The sequence below is a fragment of the Rhodococcus marinonascens NBRC 14363 genome (assembly GCF_001894885.1).
Classification (GTDB): domain Bacteria; phylum Actinomycetota; class Actinomycetes; order Mycobacteriales; family Mycobacteriaceae; genus Rhodococcus_F; species Rhodococcus_F marinonascens.
This window is the reverse complement of sequence record NZ_BCXB01000002.1, coordinates 35944-54197: the sequence shown is the minus strand read 5'-3', so window position 1 is coordinate 54197 and position 18254 is coordinate 35944. Positions and strand designations below refer to the sequence as shown.

At 63.1% G+C, this 18254-nt stretch carries 17 protein-coding genes and 1 pseudogene; 9 read left to right on the top strand and 9 right to left on the bottom strand.

Annotated features, from left to right (window positions below; translation table 11 throughout):
- Positions 1-25: 25 nt before the first annotated feature.
- From RM2_RS02445 to RM2_RS02425, 4 genes and pseudogenes are all read left to right on the top strand, one after another.
- Positions 26-1172 (top strand): annotated as a pseudogene (locus RM2_RS02445) (Gfo/Idh/MocA family protein).
- A gap of 845 nt (positions 1173-2017) precedes the next feature.
- Entirely contained in the window at positions 2018-3019 is a 1002-nt protein-coding gene (locus tag RM2_RS02435; RefSeq protein ID WP_072687262.1) for a substrate-binding domain-containing protein, read from the top strand.
- 64 nt (positions 3020-3083) lie between these two features.
- Positions 3084-4142, top strand: a complete 1059-nt coding sequence (locus tag RM2_RS02430; protein WP_072687261.1) for an ABC transporter permease — start codon at positions 3084-3086, stop codon at positions 4140-4142.
- Between the two features lie 3 nt (positions 4143-4145).
- The gene (locus tag RM2_RS02425; protein WP_072687260.1) at positions 4146-4958 is read left to right on the top strand and encodes an ATP-binding cassette domain-containing protein; all 813 of its coding nucleotides are present in this window, start codon (positions 4146-4148) and stop codon (positions 4956-4958) included.
- 73 nt (positions 4959-5031) lie between these two features.
- Here the strand turns inward: RM2_RS02425 and RM2_RS02420 are convergent, their stop codons facing one another.
- Together RM2_RS02420 and RM2_RS02415 are read right to left on the bottom strand one after the other, a co-directional pair.
- Complete coding sequence (locus tag RM2_RS02420; RefSeq protein ID WP_072687259.1) at positions 5032-6030, bottom strand: Gfo/Idh/MocA family protein; 999 nt, start codon at positions 6028-6030, stop codon at positions 5032-5034.
- Entirely contained in the window at positions 6030-6896 is an 867-nt protein-coding gene (locus tag RM2_RS02415; RefSeq protein WP_072687258.1) for a TIM barrel protein, read from the bottom strand. Before RM2_RS02415 ends, RM2_RS02420 begins: the two co-directional genes overlap by 1 nt.
- A gap of 189 nt (positions 6897-7085) precedes the next feature.
- On the opposite strand from RM2_RS02415, the gene RM2_RS02410 reads away from it, so the two are divergent.
- Complete coding sequence (locus RM2_RS02410) at positions 7086-8192, top strand: RNA-guided endonuclease InsQ/TnpB family protein (RefSeq protein WP_072687257.1); 1107 nt, start codon at positions 7086-7088, stop codon at positions 8190-8192.
- A 35-nt stretch (positions 8193-8227) separates the two neighbouring features.
- On the opposite strand, the gene RM2_RS02405 is transcribed toward RM2_RS02410, so the two are convergent.
- On the bottom strand, positions 8228-9268 hold the full coding sequence (locus tag RM2_RS02405; RefSeq protein WP_072687256.1) for a Gfo/Idh/MocA family protein: 1041 nt from the start codon (positions 9266-9268) through the stop codon (positions 8228-8230).
- Positions 9268-9390, bottom strand: a complete 123-nt coding sequence (locus RM2_RS25580; RefSeq protein ID WP_281250391.1) for a hypothetical protein — start codon at positions 9388-9390, stop codon at positions 9268-9270. Before RM2_RS25580 ends, RM2_RS02405 begins: the two co-directional genes overlap by 1 nt.
- Before the next feature lie 75 nt (positions 9391-9465).
- On the opposite strand from RM2_RS25580, the gene RM2_RS02400 reads away from it, so the two are divergent.
- Positions 9466-10488 (top strand): LacI family DNA-binding transcriptional regulator, encoded by a 1023-nt coding sequence (locus RM2_RS02400; protein ID WP_072687255.1) that lies wholly within the window; start codon positions 9466-9468, stop codon positions 10486-10488.
- Positions 10489-10533: 45 nt separating this feature from the next.
- On the opposite strand, the gene RM2_RS02395 is transcribed toward RM2_RS02400, so the two are convergent.
- Genes RM2_RS02395 through sdhC form a run of 4 tightly spaced genes read right to left on the bottom strand, consistent with a single transcriptional unit; the run spans position 10534 to position 13944 of the window.
- Entirely contained in the window at positions 10534-11313 is a 780-nt protein-coding gene (locus RM2_RS02395; protein WP_072687254.1) for a succinate dehydrogenase iron-sulfur subunit, read from the bottom strand.
- Entirely contained in the window at positions 11313-13064 is a 1752-nt protein-coding gene (gene sdhA / locus RM2_RS02390; RefSeq protein WP_072687253.1) for a succinate dehydrogenase flavoprotein subunit, read from the bottom strand. The genes RM2_RS02395 and sdhA overlap by 1 nt, the downstream gene beginning before the upstream one ends.
- Before the next feature lie 15 nt (positions 13065-13079).
- Complete coding sequence (locus tag RM2_RS02385) at positions 13080-13538, bottom strand: succinate dehydrogenase hydrophobic membrane anchor subunit (protein WP_072687252.1); 459 nt, start codon at positions 13536-13538, stop codon at positions 13080-13082.
- A 1-nt stretch (position 13539) separates the two neighbouring features.
- A complete protein-coding gene (gene sdhC / locus RM2_RS02380) occupies positions 13540-13944 on the bottom strand; it encodes a succinate dehydrogenase, cytochrome b556 subunit (RefSeq protein ID WP_072687462.1) in 405 nt (134 codons plus the stop codon).
- A 257-nt stretch (positions 13945-14201) separates the two neighbouring features.
- Between sdhC and RM2_RS02375 the strand changes: the two genes are divergently transcribed.
- The 3 genes from RM2_RS02375 to RM2_RS02365 are packed head-to-tail and all read left to right on the top strand — an operon-like array spanning position 14202 to position 16989.
- The gene (locus tag RM2_RS02375; protein ID WP_072687251.1) at positions 14202-14606 is read left to right on the top strand and encodes a cytidine deaminase; all 405 of its coding nucleotides are present in this window, start codon (positions 14202-14204) and stop codon (positions 14604-14606) included.
- Positions 14599-15894 carry a thymidine phosphorylase gene (locus RM2_RS02370; protein ID WP_072687250.1) on the top strand — a complete coding sequence of 432 codons (1296 nt, stop codon included), beginning with the start codon at positions 14599-14601 and terminating at the stop codon, positions 15892-15894. The genes RM2_RS02375 and RM2_RS02370 overlap by 8 nt, the downstream gene beginning before the upstream one ends.
- A gap of 9 nt (positions 15895-15903) precedes the next feature.
- Positions 15904-16989 (top strand): adenosine deaminase, encoded by a 1086-nt coding sequence (locus RM2_RS02365; RefSeq protein WP_072687249.1) that lies wholly within the window; start codon positions 15904-15906, stop codon positions 16987-16989.
- A 3-nt stretch (positions 16990-16992) separates the two neighbouring features.
- Here the strand turns inward: RM2_RS02365 and RM2_RS02360 are convergent, their stop codons facing one another.
- Positions 16993-18246 (bottom strand): SatS C-terminal domain-containing protein, encoded by a 1254-nt coding sequence (locus RM2_RS02360; protein ID WP_072687248.1) that lies wholly within the window; start codon positions 18244-18246, stop codon positions 16993-16995.
- Positions 18247-18254 lie beyond the last annotated feature (8 nt).

Sequence of the window (18254 nt, the reverse complement as noted above, 5' to 3'; positions counted from 1 at the left end):
AATGTGGTGACCCGAATGGAGCCTCATGACCGAAATGTCCGTAGCGGTCGCCGGATTCGGATGGATGGGCCGCGTTCATGCGCAGGCATATCTGCGTCTGCGGCAGAGCTATCCGGAACTTCCCGCAATTCGGCTGGTGTGTGTGGCCGACGACGTTCCAGGGAGGGGAGTCGAAGCAGCCGAACAGTTCGGCTTCGACTCCTGCACTCAGGATTGGCGCAACATCGCAGCAGATCCTGCGATCGACGCCGTCAGCATCACTGCACCCAACTTTCTGCACCGCGAAATGGGTGTCGCGCTGGCCGAGGCGGGCAAACATATCTGGATCGAAAAGCCAGTCGGTCTGTCGACCGAGGATGCGAAAGCCGTTGCTGTAGGAGTAGACGCGGCAGGTGTCCAGGCGGCGGTCGGGTTCAACTACCGCAACGCCCCCGCTGTGGCACTGGCGAAGAACCTGATCACTTCCGGAGAACTGGGCACGATCACATTCACGGTTCCGATTTCTCAGTGACTACGCGGCCCACCCGGACGGCGCTCTGAGTTGGCGATACGAGCGTGAGCGCGGCGGCGCCGGCGTCCTGGGCGACCTGGCTTCGCACGGAATCGACCGGGTCCGCCACCTTCTCGGCGAGGTGGATGCGCTGGTTGCGGACACCTCGATCTTCATCCCGGAACGCGCGCGGCCGACCGCGGCGGCCAGCGGGCATGCCCGCGCGACCGGCGGCGAGATGGGACCGGTGGAGAACGAGGACTTCGTCAGTGCGCTCCTGCGCTTGACGTCCGGAGGTCGATGCACTCTCGAAGCCAGCCGGGTTGCGGTGGGAGAGCAGAACAACTACGGATTCGAGGTCCACGGAACCATGGGCGCGGTGTTCTGGGATTACCGCCGAATGGGCGAACTCGGAACCAGTCTGGGCTCGAAGTACCAGGATCAGTCCGTCACAAATGTTCTGGTGGGCCCGGAATCAGGCGAGTTCGGACGCTTCCAGCCGGGTGCGGCCAACGCGATGGGTTATGACGACCTCAAAGTGATCCAGGCCCGGAACTTCATCAGTTCGATCGTCGACGGTCTTTCGCACGGGGCGACCATCGGCGACGCCGTCGCATCAGCCGAAGCGTTGGACGCGATGGTAGCCTCGGTACGGTCCGGTGGCTGGGTAACGGTCGGCTGAGAAGTTCGCCAGCTATCGACTGCCGCGCAACGCGGGACGATGGCGTTGGCGTAGTAGTCGACGTAGGTAGCGGGATCCGTGAGCGCGCGTTTGACTTGCCCCCCAGATTCGATCATTGGCACCAGGGTTTGCGAAGTGGTCACCTGATGTCACACCGGCCGCATGCTGGTCCGCGAGGATGCCGCGGAAGACGGATGTCGCTCGGTCTATCACGTCGGCGTCGAACGCTCCCCGGAACACCGTGATACCAGGCCAGGTGAGAAGCGCGCGCGATTTCGTCCTGAATTTCGGCGCGAACCTCCGGCTTCGTTGACTGTTCGATCAAGTCGTCGGCCTGATACAGCAGAACGCCGCCGGTCACCGAATCCGCGAACGGATAATCCGCGGGTTCGGCCAGCGCTGCAAGTTCGTTGATGTCGCAGTCATCGCGGCGAAGCCGGCCGGCTGACTGTGATAGCTGACTGCTCAGTGCGGGAGCCATGTGAAACTCTTCCTGCCGGGATTCGTGAGCTCGTAGTTCACAGCCTGCCAACAACAAGCACCTGGCACTACCCCCAAAATCCGTCAAAATACCCTCAGGAAAATTCCTCACGCGGCTCATACGGCGACAGTTCTTGCGTCCTGCCGGTGCCCGACTGACGCGCGGTGCGCGCGGTGCGAAGACGCAATATTTCCTGCTCGCACCTGCGATGATGCGCATGCATAGGCTGTCGGATCTTTGACAAGCAGTCCTAATGTCAGAACAAACTATTGACATTTGGCTGTGACCGGTATTACATCTTCCTCATGCCGCCGGAACTGTCTGTTTTCGCTGGTCGCAGGTTGATGTCGAGAGGGAGAAATGCATGTCGTTTGTCACGGGGCACAGGCATGTCGCCGTACTGGCCGGTGCCACTGCGGTGGTCCTGGGCCTGGCCGCCTGTTCAAGCACGGGCGGAAGACCGGATTCCTCAGCCTCGGGGATTGGCGCAGGCACGGCCGACACTCCTCGTGCCACAGTCGCGATGATCACCCACGAAGCTCCCGGCGACTCCTTTTGGGATCTCGTACGCAAGGGTGCCGAAACCGCGGCAGCGAAGGACAATATCGACCTGCGTTACTCCTCGGACCCGGAGGCCCCAAACCAGGCCAACCTGGTCCAGAGTGCGATCGATAGCAAGGTCGACGGCATCGCGCTCACGCTGGCCAAGCCGGAAGCCTTGGCGCCTACCATGGCTACCGCCGTCAGCGACGGGATTCCGGTGGTGGCCTTCAATGCAGGTCTGGACGACTGGAAGGACATGGGCGCCAGCGGTTTCTTCGGTCAGGACGACGAAATTGCCGGTGAGGCGGCAGGCGACCGGTTGAATGCGGACGGCGCTACGAAGGCCCTGTGCGTCATTCACGAGCAGGGGAATGTCGGCCTCGAATCGCGTTGCGCCGGTGTGGTCAAGACGTTCAACGGATCCACTGAGATCCTGAACGTCAACGGAAGGGACATGCCCACCGTCGAATCGACCATCACGGCGAAGCTTCAGGAGGATCCGAGCATCGACCACGTGCTGACTCTCGGTGCCCCGTATGCGATGACTGCGGTGACCTCGGTTGCCGCCGCCGACAGCAACGCGAAGGTGGTCACCTTCGACACCAATGCGGAGCTTGTCGACACCATCAGATCCGGTGACGTCCAATGGGCTGTCGACCAGCAGCCGTTCCTCGAGGGTTACCTCGCAATCGATTCACTGTGGCTCTACCTCAACAACGGCAACGTCATCGGTGGCGGCATGCCGACCCTGACCGGCCCCGCGTTCGTCGACAGCACGAATATCGACTCGGTCGCCGAGTACGTCAGGAACGGAACTCGCTGATCCGGCCGCTAGGAGGGCGTTGTCGACCTCATTCCGCGAACCCGTTCAGCACGGAAGGGAAGTCATGTCCACGCAGGAAGATCTCGACCTATCCGCTCACAAAGTTGTCACCGATGAGCGGGTAAGGGAGCAGAAGCGCCTCCAGCGCTTGCTGATCCGCCCTGAGATGGGTTCGCTGGCCGGGGCCATCGTAATCTTTGTCTTCTTCGCAATCGTCGCCGGACCGTTCCGTAGTCCGGACGCGCTTGCAACCGTGTTGTATGCGAGTTCGACGATCGGCATCATGGCATGCGGAGTGGCGCTGCTGATGATCGGCGGAGAGTTCGACCTGTCGGCCGGTGTCGCGGTCACCACGTCGTCGCTCGCCGCCTCGATGATCGCTTACAACCTCCATCTCAATCTCTGGGTAGGCGTTCTGTTCGCGCTGGGAGTATCGCTCGCGGTCGGATTCTTCAACGGCTACCTCGTGATGAAAACGAAGATTCCCAGCTTCCTGATCACGCTCAGCTCGTTCCTGATGCTGACCGGCATCAATCTTGCCGTGACGAAACTCGTCAGCGGGCAGGTGGCCACACCCAGCGTCTCCGACATGGCCGGATTCGATTCTGCCCAGACGGTATTCGCATCCTCCATCACGATCGGAGACGTCTCCGTCAAGATCACGGTCGTGTGGTGGCTGCTGTTCACCGCCATCGCCACGTACGTTCTCTTCAAAACCAAGATCGGAAACTGGATCTTTGCCGTCGGTGGCAACCAGGACAGCGCCCGGGCAATCGGCGTTCCGGTCACGGCCGTCAAGATCGGGCTGTTCATGACGGTCGGGTTTGCCGCCTGGTTCGTCGGTATGCACCTGCTGTTCTCGTTCAACACCGTGCAGTCCGGTCAGGGTGTGGGCAATGAGTTCCTCTACATCATCGCCGCGGTCATCGGCGGATGCTTGCTCACCGGTGGTTACGGAACCGCGATCGGTGCGGCGATCGGCGCGTTCATCTTCGGTATGACCAATCAAGGCATCGTCTATGCGGGCTGGAATCCCGACTGGTTCAAGTTCTTCCTCGGCGCCATGCTGCTGCTGGCGGTTGTCGCCAACAACGCATTCCGCAACTACGCTGCGAAAAGGTGACGAATGAGTACCCCAGCTGAAGTAACTGTTGAGTCGGAGTTGGGCGGCAAGGTGCCGCTCGTCGAACTCGTGGACGTCGGCAAGCGCTACGGAAACATCATTGCGCTCGAGGGCATCAACCTCAGAGTCGGCGCGGGCGAGGTCACCGGAGTGCTCGGTGACAACGGTGCAGGCAAGTCGACGCTCATCAAGATCATTGCAGGGCTTCATCAGCAGAGCACGGGCCAACTGCTGGTGGACGGTGAGCCAGTGACCTTCAATTCGCCGAAGGATGCCCTTGGGAAGGGCATCGCCACGGTGTATCAGGATCTCGCCGTCGTGTCGTTGATGCCGGTGTGGCGCAACTTCTTCCTCGGGCAGGAATTGCGCAGAAGCGGCATCATCAGGTCGCTCGACGCCAATGCGATGCGCGCAACCACGCTCTCGGAACTGTCGAAGATGGGCATCGAACTGCCTGATGTCGACGCGCCGATCGGCAGCCTCTCAGGAGGACAGCGCCAGTGTGTCGCGATCGCCCGAGCCGTCTTCTTCGGAGCGCGCGTGCTTACCCTCGACGAGCCGACAGCGGCCCTGGGAGTCAAGCAATCAGGATTGGTTCTGCGTTACATCACCGCTGCCAAGGAGCAGGGGTTCGGAGTCATCTTCATCACCCACAATCCGCACCATGCATATATGGTCGGCGATCACTTCGTGCTCCTCAATCGCGGTCGCCAGAAGCTCGATGCCAAGTACGAGGATATTTCCCTCGAAGAACTGACCAAGGAGATGGCTGGTGGTGACGAACTCGAGACCCTGAGTCACGAGCTTCGCCGCTAGAGACCTCGCGCCGAACCTGCACCGTCCCGGCTCAATCGAGCCGGGGTTGGGCGGTGCAGGTTTCGCGTACTGGTCAGAGAAAACTGGTGGGACGGATACCGAGACCCGCATGCAGGTAGGCCTCGTCGATCATCCTCATGTTGGCGACAGCATCCGCCGGACCGATCGGAAGCGTTGTGCCACCGGACAGATGATCAGCCAAAGCCTCCAACTGGAAGGTGTAGGACGACTTCGTCCCGAGATGCTCGACCGTCGTGGTGCCGCCGATCGTGACGGAAACCCGATCATCGTCGTGGGGTCGGAGGAAGTTGTGGACGAGCACCTCACCCTCGGTCCCGATCACTCGGAACGTGAAGTGCAGATGGTCTGCGAGCATGGTACTGGCGACGGTTGCCCGAATACCGGAGGGGTACTCCAGGTCCGCGTCGAACCGCGAATCGACGCCCGGCGCGTATTCCTGGACTCGTGTCCCGACCACGCGGGGGGTTCCTCCGCACACATCGGCGAGCATTCGCGCGGCATGGATGCCGTAGCAGCCGACGTCCATCATCGATCCGCCTGCCAATGGCAACTCCCATCGCGGATCGCTCGCGGCAGGCAGAGGGGTACGGAATTCGGTCTCGACCGCGGTCACGGTCCCGATGTCACCACTGCGAACCAAGCCGAACAGGCGTTGGTTGACCGGGTGGAACACATAGTGGATACCCTCGAGCACCGTGACACCGGCGGCGGCCGCTTCTGCCACAACCGCTTCCGCTTCTTCCGCGTTACTCGAGAACGGCTTCTCGGTCAGGACATTCTTTCCCGTTCGCACCGCCTCGATATTCCAAGGCCCGTGCAGGCCGTTGGGGAGCGCGTTGTAGACGACGTCGACCTCGGGATCCGAAATCAGATCAGCGTACGTCGCGACCGTCCGCTCGATTCCGTGCCGTGCCGCATAGGCTCGCGCCCTGTCGGGGTTGCGTGCGGCGATGGCTACCAGGCGATGTCCGGTGGCCTTCGCGGGCTTGACTATCGCATCCTCGCCGATGCTTGATGCCCCCAAGATCCCGATCCGCAGTGGAGTGCTCATCACAGCACCGATCGTAGGTACGCGACACTCGCGCGCACGTCGCGCACGGGCCCCTCGTCGGACGGTGCCTCGGTGAGAATGGTGTCTTGCTCGAGCACGTACCAACCGTCGAATCCCTGTGTTCGTAGGATTTGCGTGACACCTGCGATGTCGACGTCACCCCCGCCGAGCGGCCGGTACATGCCTGCCTTGACGCCGTCCGTGTAGCTGAGTTCGCCCGCACGGACGCGGGCCGCCAGGGCGTGGTCGACATCCTTGAGGTGTACGTGGGCGATCCGGTTCGGCGCCTGGCGCGTCAGTTCCGCTGGGTCGGTGCCGCCGATCAGGAGGTGGCCGGTGTCGAGGCACAGCGGGATGCCGGAGCCGTCGAGGACTCGGAGAACTTCGTCTCGCTGTTCGATCATGGTGCCGACGTGCGGGTGGATCACCGCCCGGATTCCTCGCTCTGCGGCTGCATCCGCCAGGCGATCAAGATTGTGCAGCAGCGTTTTCCATTCCTGCTCACCGAGTTCCGGGCGGGAGTCGTACCCGACCGAACCCGTAACTGCGGCGAGTACCAGCACCTCCGCACCCGCGGCCACGAAGCCGTCGAGGATGGGCGAAATGCCGGGCACCGGATCGTGGGCGCCGTCGTGCAGCAGGACCGGAGCGAAACCGCCCACCGCACTCAGGTCATGGTCGGCGAGAACCCTGGCCAACTCGGCGGGAGAGGCAGGCAGAAAGCCTTCCGGGCCGATCTCGGTGGCGACCAGACCGACTTCGCGCATCTCACGCAATACCTGTGCCGGGTCGAGTTGATATCCCCATCCGGGAACCTCGCAGACACCCCAGGAGATGGGCGCGCCGGCGATACGGGGACTGCTCATCGGGTGCCGCCCGAGAAACCCCCGGCTTTAGCCGTGGGGAGGTAAGGGAGGTCAGGTGTTTCGTTGGTTCTCAACATAGTGGTTGGGGCCTCCAATAGTTGGTTACCGACAGTGCCGGCGTGGTAGGATCTTTTCCAGAGTTGTTCCGGCAGAGTAGTTGTCGAGCTTGGTGGGTGGGTGTGATCGAGACTGTGCGCTACACCTACCGAATGGCATCGTTGCCGGTTCCTGTGGAACGAAGCAGTCCACCAACACAAGTCCGGGCCGAAGCCGACATTCGGAAAACTGTCGAAACTGCTCACCGCCGCCCGCGGCAGGAACACATGGCTCCGCGACGGTTCCCAAGTCGCACAGCAACAAATGCTCCGCACTTACGGGCTGGCCCTCGGCCACTCCTTCACGGTGAAGGGCCGCGGAAGGCCGGCGTTCAAGTCCCGGAAGAAGGTGCTGCCGTCGCTCGGGTACACCACCCGCGGATTCTGCATCCGTGAGCGGCGTCTGGTGTTGCCGAAGGGTGTCACCATCCCGGTGGTGTGGTCCCGCGACCTGCCATCCGACCCGACCAGTGTCCGGGTGTATCAGGACAGCCTCGGGCACTGGTATGCCTCCTTCGTGGTGCGGCGCGACACCGAACCGGCCCCCGACGCGGACCCGGACAGCGGTCTCGGTATCGATTGGGGTGTGTCGACCACGGCGACCGCCACCGACAGCGCCTACGACCTGCCGTCTCTCGGGCATCGGAAGCGTTGCGCCGCCGAGTTGGCCAAGGCGCAACGGAAGATGGCGAGACGGCACAACGGGAAACGCGGCCCCCAAACCGGCGGATACGTGCGGGCCAGGCGTGCGGCGGCGACACTGCACAAGAAAGCCACCCGACAGACTCGGCACGATTCTCGGGTGTGGGCGAAGCGGGTGGTCGATCATCACGACTTGATCGCCGTGGAGGACTTCAAACCCACCTTTCTGGCGAAGTCCACGATGGCACGCAAGGCGGCGGATGCTGCGGTGGGTGCGGCGAAACAGGAATTGATCGAGCGTGGCAGGCGGGCCGGCCGGAGGGTGGTGTTGGTGCGGCCCTGGTATACGACGATGACGTGTTCGAGTTGCTTCGCGAGAGCCAAGCAGCGACTCGAACTGTCGGAACGAACTTTCCGATGCACGGCCTGCGGGTTTACTGCGGGTAGGGATTGGAACGCTGCCAGGGTGATCCTGGCTGTGGCAGAACGGGGCCACACAAGTGTTGACGACGTCAGACATGTGCGGCCTTCCTCCGGGTTGGTTGTGTGTGCGGTCTGAGCTTGGAATCCCCCGGCTTCAGCCGTGAGGAACCGCTAAGAGCTTGCCTCCTTTTCGGTCTGGAGAACCAGTTCTTTGACTTCGGCGATGGTGACCGAGCGCCCCCCGTGGAGAGACAATGCGGCCGCCTCGGCAATCCAGGCGGACTCCACAGCGTCCGCGGGGGTACACGGCGACGTCCGGCGTCCGGCTACCACGTCGACGAATGCTTCGAGTTCGGCGCGATATGCGGCGGCGAAGCGGTCCATGAAGAACGAGTGTGGAACGCCGCTCGGAAACTGCGCACCGGGGTCGACCGAGCGCAGTGGTAGCTGCTCGTCGAGCCCAGCGACTACGGAATCAGCGGACCCGAGGACCTCGAGTCTGCTGTCGTAACCGCGCGCGTTGTAGCGGGTGGTCGATACGACTGCGAGGGTGCCGCCGTCGAGAGTCAATACCGCGGCGCCGGTATCGACATCGCCGGCCTCTGCGATCGCCGGATCGCCCTGATTGGCACCGGTGGCGAAGACGGAGGTGACCTCCTGGCCGCTGACCCAGCGGATGATGTCGAAGTCGTGTATCGCGCAGTCGCGGAAGATGCCGCCGGACCGGGCGATATACGACACGGGAGGAGGAGCGGGATCGAGCGTGGTCGACCGCAATGTGTGCAGCCATCCCAGGTCACCGGCACGAACCGCATTGTAAGCGCTGATGAGGCCCGGATCGAAGCGTCGTTGAAATCCGATTTGGACGGGTACCGCCGTCTGCTCCACCGCCCGTAGAGCGCGCAGCGACGATTCGATGGAATCGGCGACCGGCTTCTCGCAGAACGTAGGGATACCTCGATCCACAGCAGCCTCGATCAACTCGGCATGCGAACCGGAGGACGCCGCGATGAGTACCGCGTCCACTCCGGACTCGAACAGTGCGTCCGGGTTCGGGGCGGCCGGGACGTCGAGTTCGGTTGACACGTCGCTGGTTCGGCTCGGGTCGGCGTCGGTGACGATCAGTGTGTCGACTCCGTCCATGCCGAGCAGGTTTCGGGCATGGTAGCTCCCGATACGGCCGAGTCCGATCACTCCAATGCGAGCGCCCATCAGTCCCGTCCCTCAAGTACGTTGTGGTCCGAGTCGATTGCGGAACCCGTCACCACGCCGCTGACCAGGACGGTGGTGCTCGGAAGGAGTGCGGGCCTGGCCACGCCCGATGGGGAATTCATGGCTTCAGTCTGGCGCTCACGAAGACCTCGAGCAATAGTTGGACACCATCAAATATCCATCAATGTGAGGTAGCTGTGTCGCGCCGATTCAAGGTACGAGAGATTGCGCAGCAGTCGGGCCTCAGCGAAGCGACTGTGGATCGGGTGCTCAACGGCCGTCCAGGCGTGCGGGAAGGAACCAGGGGGGAGGTCCAGCAAGCGATCGCCGATCTGGAGCGTCAACGCACCCAACTTAAGTTGGTCGGGCGGAAATTCATCGTCGACGTCGTATTGCAGGCGCCAGCCAGGTTCTCGGATGCCGTCCGGGACGCACTCGAGCGGGAACTACCCACATTGGCACCGGCGGTAGTGCGGTCGAGGTTCCATTTCCGCGAAACCGGGTCGGTGGATGCCATGACGTCGACGCTCGACAAGATTCGCAGCCGGGGATCGCACGGCGTGATCGTGAAAGCTCCCGACACACCCGAAGTGGTAGCGGCGATCGACGGATTGGTTGCCGCCAAGATTCCGGTGGTCACGCTTGTCACCGACGTTCCGGGCAGTCGCCGCGCCGCGTACGTAGGTATCGACAACCGTGCAGCCGGCGCCACCGCGGCCTATCTGATCGATCAATGGTTGGGCGATCGCCGTGGCGCCGTACTCGTCAGTATGAGCAGTGGGTTCTTCCGCAACGAGGAGGAGCGCGAGATGGGATTCCGATCCGCTATCCGCGCGTCGGCCCCGCCCAGGCGTTTGATCGATATCCCGAACAGCGACGGTTTGGACGAGACGAGCGGGGAACTGGTTCGACTCGCACTCGAGTCCGATCACGACATATGTGCCGTCTATTCGATCGGCGGCGGCAATCTGGCGACGGTGGACGCGTTCGATTCGGTGGGTCGTGACTGCGCGGTGTTCATCGCGCATGATCTGGACGAGGACAATCGGAAACTGTTGGGAAAAAGGAAGATCTCAGCGGTTCTCCACCATGATCTCCGGGCTGATCTTCGTCAGGCCTGCCGGATCGTCATGAACGAGCACGGGGCCATGGGTGCACACTTCACCTCCACGACATCGCCGGTTCAGGTCGTGACACCGCTCAACATGCCGCCCAGATGACAAGTGGCCCTCCCGCAAACGGGAGGGCCACTTGTTTCGAAAAGTCTACCGTGCGAACAAGAGTGCGCGCTTGACCTCTTGGATCGCCTTCGTCACCTGGATGCCGCGGGGGCATGCGTCGGTGCAGTTGAACGTGGTGCGGCAGCGCCACACACCGTCCTTGTCGTTGAGGATGTCGAGCCGCTCGGAAGCGGCCTCGTCGCGGCTGTCGAAGATGAACCGGTGCGCGTTCACGATTGCAGCGGGACCGAAGTAGCTACCGTCGCTCCAGTAGACGGGGCACGACGTCGTGCAGCACGCACACAGGATGCACTTGGTGGTGTCGTCGAAACGTGCACGGTCGTGCTGGCTCTGGATGCGCTCATGGGTGGGCTCGTTGCCGTTGGTGATGAGGAATGGCTTCACGGCGCGGAACGCGTCGAAGAAGGGCTCCATGTCGACGACGAGGTCCTTCTCCACCGGCAGGCCCTTGATTGGCTCGATGGTAATCGTGACCGGCTTGCCGTCCTTGGGCAGCATGTCCTTCATGAGGAGCTTGCAAGCCAGGCGATTGACGCCGTTGATCCGCATCGCGTCCGAACCACACACGCCGTGGGCACAGCTACGGCGGAAGGTGAGGGTGCCGTCGAGATAGCCCTTCACGTACAGGAGCAGGTTCAGCATACGGTCGGTCGGCAGGGCCGGAACTTGGAAGCTGTCCCAGCGCTGTCCGTCGCCGGACTCCGGATTGAATCGCGCGATCTTGAGGGTGACCATTATGGCGCCATCGGGAATCGGGGGAAGGCTCGCCGTGGTCTCGGTCTTGTCGACTACAGGTGCGCTCATCAGTACTTACGCTCCATCGGCTCGTAGCGGGTCTGGACCACCGGCTTGTAGTCGAGACGGATGTCGGAGAGCAGACCGTCGCCCTCCTTGTACGCCATGGTGTGCTTCATGTACTCGGCATCGTTGCGGTCCGGGAAGTCCTCGCGGGCGTGGCCGCCGCGCGATTCCTTGCGGTTCAGTGCGCCGACTACGGTGACCTCGGCCATTTCCAGGAGGAATCCGAGTTCGACGGCCTCGAGCAGGTCGCTGTTGTAGCGCTTGCCCTTGTCCTGCACCGTGATGTGGTTGTAGCGCTCCTTGAGGGCGCGCACGTCCTTCAGCGCCTGGGTGAGACGCTCCTCGGTGCGGAACACGGATGCATTGTTATCCATGGACTGCTGCAGTTCGGTGCGGATGTCCGCGACGCGCTCGTGGCCGTGGTCCGACAGAATCGTGGCCATCCAGTCGTCGACCATCTTCTCGGGGGCCTCGGGCAACTCGACGAACTCGGTGTTGCTCGCATGCTCGGCGGCGGCGATGCCGGCGCGACGCCCGAAGACGTTGATGTCGAGCAGCGAGTTGGTGCCGAGACGGTTTGCGCCGTGCACCGAGACGCAGGCGCACTCACCGGCGGCGTACAAGCCGGACACAACCTCGTCGTTGTTGCGCAGGACCTCACCGTTGATCCGGGTGGGGATACCGCCCATCACGTAGTGGCAGGTGGGGTACACCGGAACGGGTTCCTTGACCGGGTCCACACCGAGGTAGGTGCGGGAGAACTCCATGATGTCGGGGAGTTTCTCGTCGAGGACCTCTTCGGAAATGTGGGTGACGTCGATGTAGACGTAGTCCTTGTTCGGTCCCGCCCCGCGTCCCTCGAGTACCTCGAGCACCATCGACCGCGCGACGATGTCACGGGGTGCTAGGTCCTTGATGGTGGGGGCGTAGCGCTCCATGAAACGTTCGCCATCGGCGTTTCGGAGGATGCCGCCCTCACCGCGCACTGCCTCGGAGATGAGAATGCCGAGCCCGGCCAGGCCGGTGGGGTGGAACTGGTGGAACTCCATGTCTTCGAGCGGAAGGCCCTTGCGGAAGATGATGCCCATGCCGTCACCGGTGAGGGTGTGGGCGTTGGACGTCGTCTTGTACATGCGTCCCGAGCCGCCCGTGGCGAACACGATGGACTTCGCGTGGAAGACGTGAATCTCGCCGGTGGCCAGCTCGTACGCGATGACGCCGGTGGCGACAGGGCCGTTCTCCGTCTCGGTGATCGCGATGTCGAGAGCGTAGAACTCGTTGAAGAACTCGACGTCGTGCTTGACGCAGTTCTGGTACAGCGTCTGCAGGATCATGTGACCGGTGCGGTCTGCGGCATAGCATGCGCGGCGCACCGGGGCTTTACCATGATCGCGGGTGTGACCGCCGAAGCGACGCTGGTCGATCTTGCCCTCAGGCGTGCGGTTGAACGGCAGGCCCATCTTCTCGAGGTCGAGCACCGCGTCGATGGCCTCCTTGGCCATGATCTCGACCGCGTCCTGGTCGGCGAGGTAGTCGCCGCCCTTGACCGTATCGAAGGTGTGCCACTCCCAGTTGTCTTCCTCTACGTTCGCCAGCGCGGCGCACATGCCGCCCTGGGCCGCACCGGTGTGGCTGCGGGTGGGGTAGAGCTTGGTCAGTACCGCGGTGCGCGCGCGAGGACCGGCCTCGATCGCTGCGCGCATGCCGGCGCCGCCGGCGCCGACGATGACCACGTCGTAACGGTGTTCCTGCATGAAATCTGTGCTCCCCTAGCTCGCCGAGATATTGGGGTCGAAGGTGAAGATGACGTACGTGCCGAGGCCCATGATCAGGATCATCGACAGAGCGAGGATCGTGTTCAGCCAGAAGCGCGTGGAGTCTTTGCGGGAGTAGTCCGCAATAACCGTGCGGAGCCCGTTCCCGCCGTGCAACTGGGCGAGCCAGAGCATCGTCAGATCCCAGAACTGCCAGAACGGGCTGGACCAGCGGCCCGCAACGAATGCGAAGTTGATGCGCTGCACACCGTTGTCGAGCATGAGCATGATGAAGAGGTGGCCGAGCACCAGGAAAATCAGCGCGAGCCCGGAGAACCGCATGAACAGCCAGGCATACAGTTCGAAGTTGCTCTTCGAGGCCCGGCGCGGAGAGCGCGGATTGTCCAAGCTGGCGGGCCGGTCGTAGGTCTTGCCGAGACTCTTGGCTTCGGGGCCGTGGGTAGATGCAGTCATGTCAGTGCCCCGCAAACATGTTGTAGAAGATGCGGCCTGCGCCCGGGATCATCACCAGGAACCAGATCGCGAGGACTATCCAGAGCATCAGGCGCTGGTACTGCGGCCCCTTGGCCCAGAAATCCACCAACATCACCCGGACGCCGTTCAGTGCGTGGTACAGCACCGCGGCGACGAGAGCGATTTCCATGAGTCCGACGATCGGGTTCTTATAGGTTTCGATGACGCTGTCGTACGTGTCGGGATTCACGCGCACCAGCGCGGTATCGAGCACGTGGACGAATAGGAAGAAGAACGTCATTACGCCCGTGATCCGGTGCAGTACCCAGGACCACATTCCGGGGTCACCCCGGTAAAGCGACCGCGTGCGCTCCTTGGCCGGAGCGGCTTCAGTCGTAGTACTCATCGAGTGCTGTGCCTCCAACGTCATTGGTGGACGTGCCGAGTCTGCGCAGCGTTGCTGACTGAAATTACAACTTGGGACCCGACCTGATCCTGAACCGACTTCTCTGAACTCTAAACCCAACCGAAAGCGGGGAACGAACTCGACTCCTGGTTCGTACCGCGCGCGCAAATGAAGTTAGGTTTGCCTCCCCATTGCAAGTTTGGCGGCCCCGAGCGAATCTCTGCATCCATTCAGTGCACGTGATTGGATGGGGAACTATGGTCGAGGTTGATTGGAAAATGTTGCGCGACAACGCGCGTGAAGCGATGAGTCGGGCGTATGCCCATTACTCCGGATTTGCGGTGGGTTCGGCGGCGTTGGTGGACGACGGGCGAATCGTCGTCGGGTGCAATGTGGAAAATGTCTCATACGGGCTGGGGTTGTGCGCGGAGTGCGTACTGGTCGGTAACTTGTTTGCGGGCGGGGGAGGACGATTGGTCGCCGTCACCTGCTGTGACGCGAGTGGCGAGATACTCATGTCGTGTGGCCGCTGTCGGCAGATTCTGTTCGAGCACGGCGGGCCCGGATTGCTCGTCGACCACCGAACGGGAGTGCGCCGACTGGAGCAACTGCTGCCGGACGCGTTCGGTCCCGAGGAGAAGGCCCGAATCGGCCATGCATGACGCCGTGTCGATCATCGCCGCCAAACGGGACGGCAGGGAACTTTCCGGTGCAGAGATCGACTGGGTCGTCGAGTCATTCACCTGCGGCGTCGTGGCCGACGAGCAAATGTCGGCACTCGCAATGGCGATCTATTTCCGCGGGATGACGCGCGAAGAGGTGAGCCGCTGGACCACGGCGATGATCTCATCCGGCCGTCGCCTCGACTTCACCCACCTCGGCCGTCCCACCGTGGACAAACACTCGACGGGCGGTGTGGGCGATAAGATCACGCTCGCGCTGGCACCGCTCGTCGCGGCGTGCGGCGCGGCCGTGCCCCAGCTGTCGGGACGGGGGCTGGGTCATACCGGCGGGACCCTCGACAAGCTCGAGTCGGTCCCGGGCTGGCGCGCCGACCTCGACACCTCGGAGATGGCGGAGATACTGTCCGACCCCGCTATCGGTGCCGTCGTCTGCGCGGCGGGAGCAGACCTCGCGCCGGCGGATCGGCGGTTGTATGCGCTCCGCGATGTAACCGGGACGGTCGAATCGATCCCCCTGATAGCCAGTTCGATCATGAGCAAGAAGATCGCCGAGGGCACCGATGCGCTCGTGCTGGACGTCAAGGTCGGATCGGGCGCGTTCATGAAGAAGTTGGATGACGCGCGTGAGCTCGCCCAGATGATGGTCGATCTCGGAGGCGACGCCGGCGTGACGACGAGGGCGTTGCTTACCGCGATGGATGCACCTCTCGGTTGCACCGCAGGCAATGCGCTGGAGGTGCGAGAATCACTCGAGGTGCTCGCCGGAGGTGGTCCGTCCGATGTTGTGGAACTGACCCTCGCGTTGGCGCGAGAAATGTTGAACGCAGCCGGGATCGGCGGAGTCGACCCGGCCGACAAGCTCCGGGACGGGTCCGCGATGGACCGCTGGCGGAAGATGATCGGTGCGCAGGGCGGCGATCCCGACGCCCCGTTGCCGCAGGCCCAGCATACGGAGGTGCTGCTGTCCGAGTCGGATGGCGTGGTGAGCGGGCTCGACGCGATGGCTGTGGGAGTTGCCGCGTGGCGGCTCGGGGCCGGTCGCGCCCTTCAGGGCGATTCGGTGCAGGCGGGGGCAGGCGTCGAGTGGCACGCGAAGCCGGGGCAGACTGTGTCGGTTGGAACCCCGCTCGTCACTCTGCACACCGACACACCCGAGCGGTTCGCCGCGGCGAAAGCCGTACTTTCCGATGCGTGGACCGTGGTCGCCGAGGCGCCGTCGGTACCTGAACCGCTCGTCATCGAGCGGATCGAGGGTCCGTCGGGATAACGTCGACGCATGACCGCACTGGATCTGTCCGCCCTGCGCCGAGCGCCGAAGGTGTTGCTGCACGACCATCTCGACGGGGGTCTCCGGCCCGAGACGGTTCTCGAACTTGCCCGCGACTGCGACTACGAGGCGCTGCCCGCGAGCACCGCCCCGGCGCTCGCAGCGTGGTTTCGGGAGGCCGCGGACAGTGGCTCGCTCGAGCGATACCTCGAGACGTTCGGCCACACCGTCGCCGTCATGCAGACACCCGCCGGGCTTGAACGAGTAGCCCGTGAATGCGCAGAGGACCTCGCCGCGGACGGCGTCGTCTACGCGGAGGTCCGGTTCGCGCCGGAGCAACACCTCGATCAGGGGCTCACCCTTGACGAGGTGGTGGAACGGGTCTTGCTGGGGTTTGAGGCAGGCGAATCCGCGTCGGAGGTACACGGTCGGCGTATTCGGATCGGGGTTCTCCTCACCGCGATGCGGCACGCGGCGCGCTCCCGGGAGATCGCCGAACTGGCGATCCGGTTCCGCGACCGCGGCGTCGTCGGGTTCGACATCGCCGGGGCCGAAGCCGGAAATCCGCCCAGCCGTCATCTCGATGCCTTCGAGTACATGCGAGGCAGCAATGCGCACTTCACCATCCACGCGGGGGAGGCGTTCGGTCTGCCGTCCATCCACGAGGCCATCGCGTTCTGCGGGACGGACCGACTCGGGCACGGGGTCCGCATCACCGACGACATCACTATCGGCGACGACGGCGTACCGGTGCTGGGGAAGCTGGCGAACTACGTGCGGGACAAGAGAATTCCGCTGGAGCTGTGTCCCAGTTCGAACGTACAGACCGGTGCGGTCGACGCGCTCGAGAACCATCCGTTCGACCTGCTGGCCCGGTTGCGGTTCCGGGTTACCGTGAACACTGACAACCGTCTCATGAGCGATACCAGCATGAGCCGGGAGATGCTGCGCCTGGTCGAGACGTTCGGATACGGCTGGACGGATCTCGAGCGCTACACCATCAACGCGATGAAGTCAGCGTTCATCCCCTTCGATCAGCGACTCCAGTTGATCGACGAGGTCATCAAGCCGGGATTCGCCGTCCTCGTGGGCTGATGCTCATGCCTTTCGGAGGCGGGCCTCGAATTCACGTTCGAGCATTCGCCAGGCCTCGGCCTCGGTATCGAACGGTGCGCTCGGCGCCAACCGCCCCGGATCCGGGTTGAGGACGAACGATACGTACCAGCCGAGCGGTTCGGACGCGGCGAGTGCGGCTTCCACCGACTTGTCGTCTGCAAAATCTGCTGCGTCGGTAAACAATTCGACGGCGAGATCGAGCTGATCCGCGTCGACAGAATTCGGCCCGGCGACCAAGTCGTCGGCGAGTCCCGGTAGGACGTACACGTTCCCCTCGGTGACCTCGACCCCGAGTGACCCGTCTACCGCCGCCACCTGGATCTGATCGTACGTGCTGATCTTGGCGAGCGCGTGCTCGTGGTTGTCGGCGAGGAACCGGGCGAGCGCACGCTCCGAGGTGAAGACGAAAATCATCCCCTCACGACCGAGGAAGATCGCCTCATCGTCCATATAGCAGCGGAGCGTGAAGTACGTTTCTCCGGAGGTGATGATCTTGATGGGGTCTACACCCGCCTCGCTCCAGAACGAATAGTCGTCCTCGTCCTCGTCCTCGTTGTCGTCGTCGGCATCGAGGGAGACGAATTCCGCGTCCTCTTCAGCTTCTTCGACGACGTCGTCCACGTCGACGGTGTTCTCGTCGGCTGCCACCAGTTCGGCCTCGGCGACTGCTACCGCCTCGGCGTCCACGGCGGGGGTCGCCACGACGGCGTCGACGGCGTCGAGGACGCCGTCCCAGCCTTTCGAGATAGTGAGGCCGATCTGGCCCCACAGTTGCTCACCCTCGCGCCCCTCGAACGCGCTGACGCCTGCTTGGAGCGCGCCGAGAATGGGGTTCGCGTTGAAGAACTTGGTGACCGTGTCCAGATCGCAGACCTCACCGATGTTGCGCACCATATTGAGCGCGTCTTCGAGTTCGCTGACGACGAGGTCCTCGGGGTCGCTCGCCGCCAGTGCCGGCACCCCGATCAGGTCGAAGGAGAAGTTCTCTTCGGGTTCGAGTTCGGCAGCGGACAGTCCCGACACAACGCTCCACGCGGGATGTTCGACCAAATCGTTGTCGGTATTCGTGCGAATGAAGGCAGCCAATTCCGCCACCGATCCGAACGCATAGAGGTCATCTTCGTGACCCAGGAATGCTTCCCACTCGTCGTCGCCTTCCCGCCACAGTGGTGCCCACAGTGTTGCGAAGTCGCCGTCGGTGAGACGGAGTTCGATAGGGACGATGTCTCCAGCCATGGCGGAAA

What these genes read in the sequence shown, in the direction of transcription:
- RM2_RS02385 (WP_072687252.1), bottom strand. Translation starts at nt 13,538, where the DNA reads ATGACTGCATCTACCCACGGCCCCGAAGCCAAGAGTCTCGGCAAGACC.
- sdhC (WP_072687462.1), bottom strand. Translation starts at nt 13,944, where the DNA reads ATGAGTACTACGACTGAAGCCGCTCCGGCCAAGGAGCGCACGCGGTCG.
- sdhA (WP_072687253.1), bottom strand. Translation starts at nt 13,064, where the DNA reads ATGCAGGAACACCGTTACGACGTGGTCATCGTCGGCGCCGGCGGCGCC.
- RM2_RS02365 (WP_072687249.1), top strand. Translation starts at nt 15,904, where the DNA reads ATGACCGCACTGGATCTGTCCGCCCTGCGCCGAGCGCCGAAGGTGTTG.
- RM2_RS02360 (WP_072687248.1), bottom strand. Translation starts at nt 18,246, where the DNA reads ATGGCTGGAGACATCGTCCCTATCGAACTCCGTCTCACCGACGGCGAC.
- RM2_RS02425 (WP_072687260.1), top strand. Translation starts at nt 4,146, where the DNA reads ATGAGTACCCCAGCTGAAGTAACTGTTGAGTCGGAGTTGGGCGGCAAG.
- RM2_RS02405 (WP_072687256.1), bottom strand. Translation starts at nt 9,268, where the DNA reads ATGGGCGCTCGCATTGGAGTGATCGGACTCGGCCGTATCGGGAGCTAC.
- RM2_RS02370 (WP_072687250.1), top strand. Translation starts at nt 14,599, where the DNA reads ATGCATGACGCCGTGTCGATCATCGCCGCCAAACGGGACGGCAGGGAA.
- RM2_RS02435 (WP_072687262.1), top strand. Translation starts at nt 2,018, where the DNA reads ATGTCGTTTGTCACGGGGCACAGGCATGTCGCCGTACTGGCCGGTGCC.
- RM2_RS02415 (WP_072687258.1), bottom strand. Translation starts at nt 6,896, where the DNA reads ATGAGCAGTCCCCGTATCGCCGGCGCGCCCATCTCCTGGGGTGTCTGC.
- RM2_RS02395 (WP_072687254.1), bottom strand. Translation starts at nt 11,313, where the DNA reads ATGAGCGCACCTGTAGTCGACAAGACCGAGACCACGGCGAGCCTTCCC.
- RM2_RS02375 (WP_072687251.1), top strand. Translation starts at nt 14,202, where the DNA reads ATGGTCGAGGTTGATTGGAAAATGTTGCGCGACAACGCGCGTGAAGCG.
- RM2_RS02420 (WP_072687259.1), bottom strand. Translation starts at nt 6,030, where the DNA reads ATGAGCACTCCACTGCGGATCGGGATCTTGGGGGCATCAAGCATCGGC.
- RM2_RS25580 (WP_281250391.1), bottom strand. Translation starts at nt 9,390, where the DNA reads ATGAATTCCCCATCGGGCGTGGCCAGGCCCGCACTCCTTCCGAGCACC.
- RM2_RS02430 (WP_072687261.1), top strand. Translation starts at nt 3,084, where the DNA reads ATGTCCACGCAGGAAGATCTCGACCTATCCGCTCACAAAGTTGTCACC.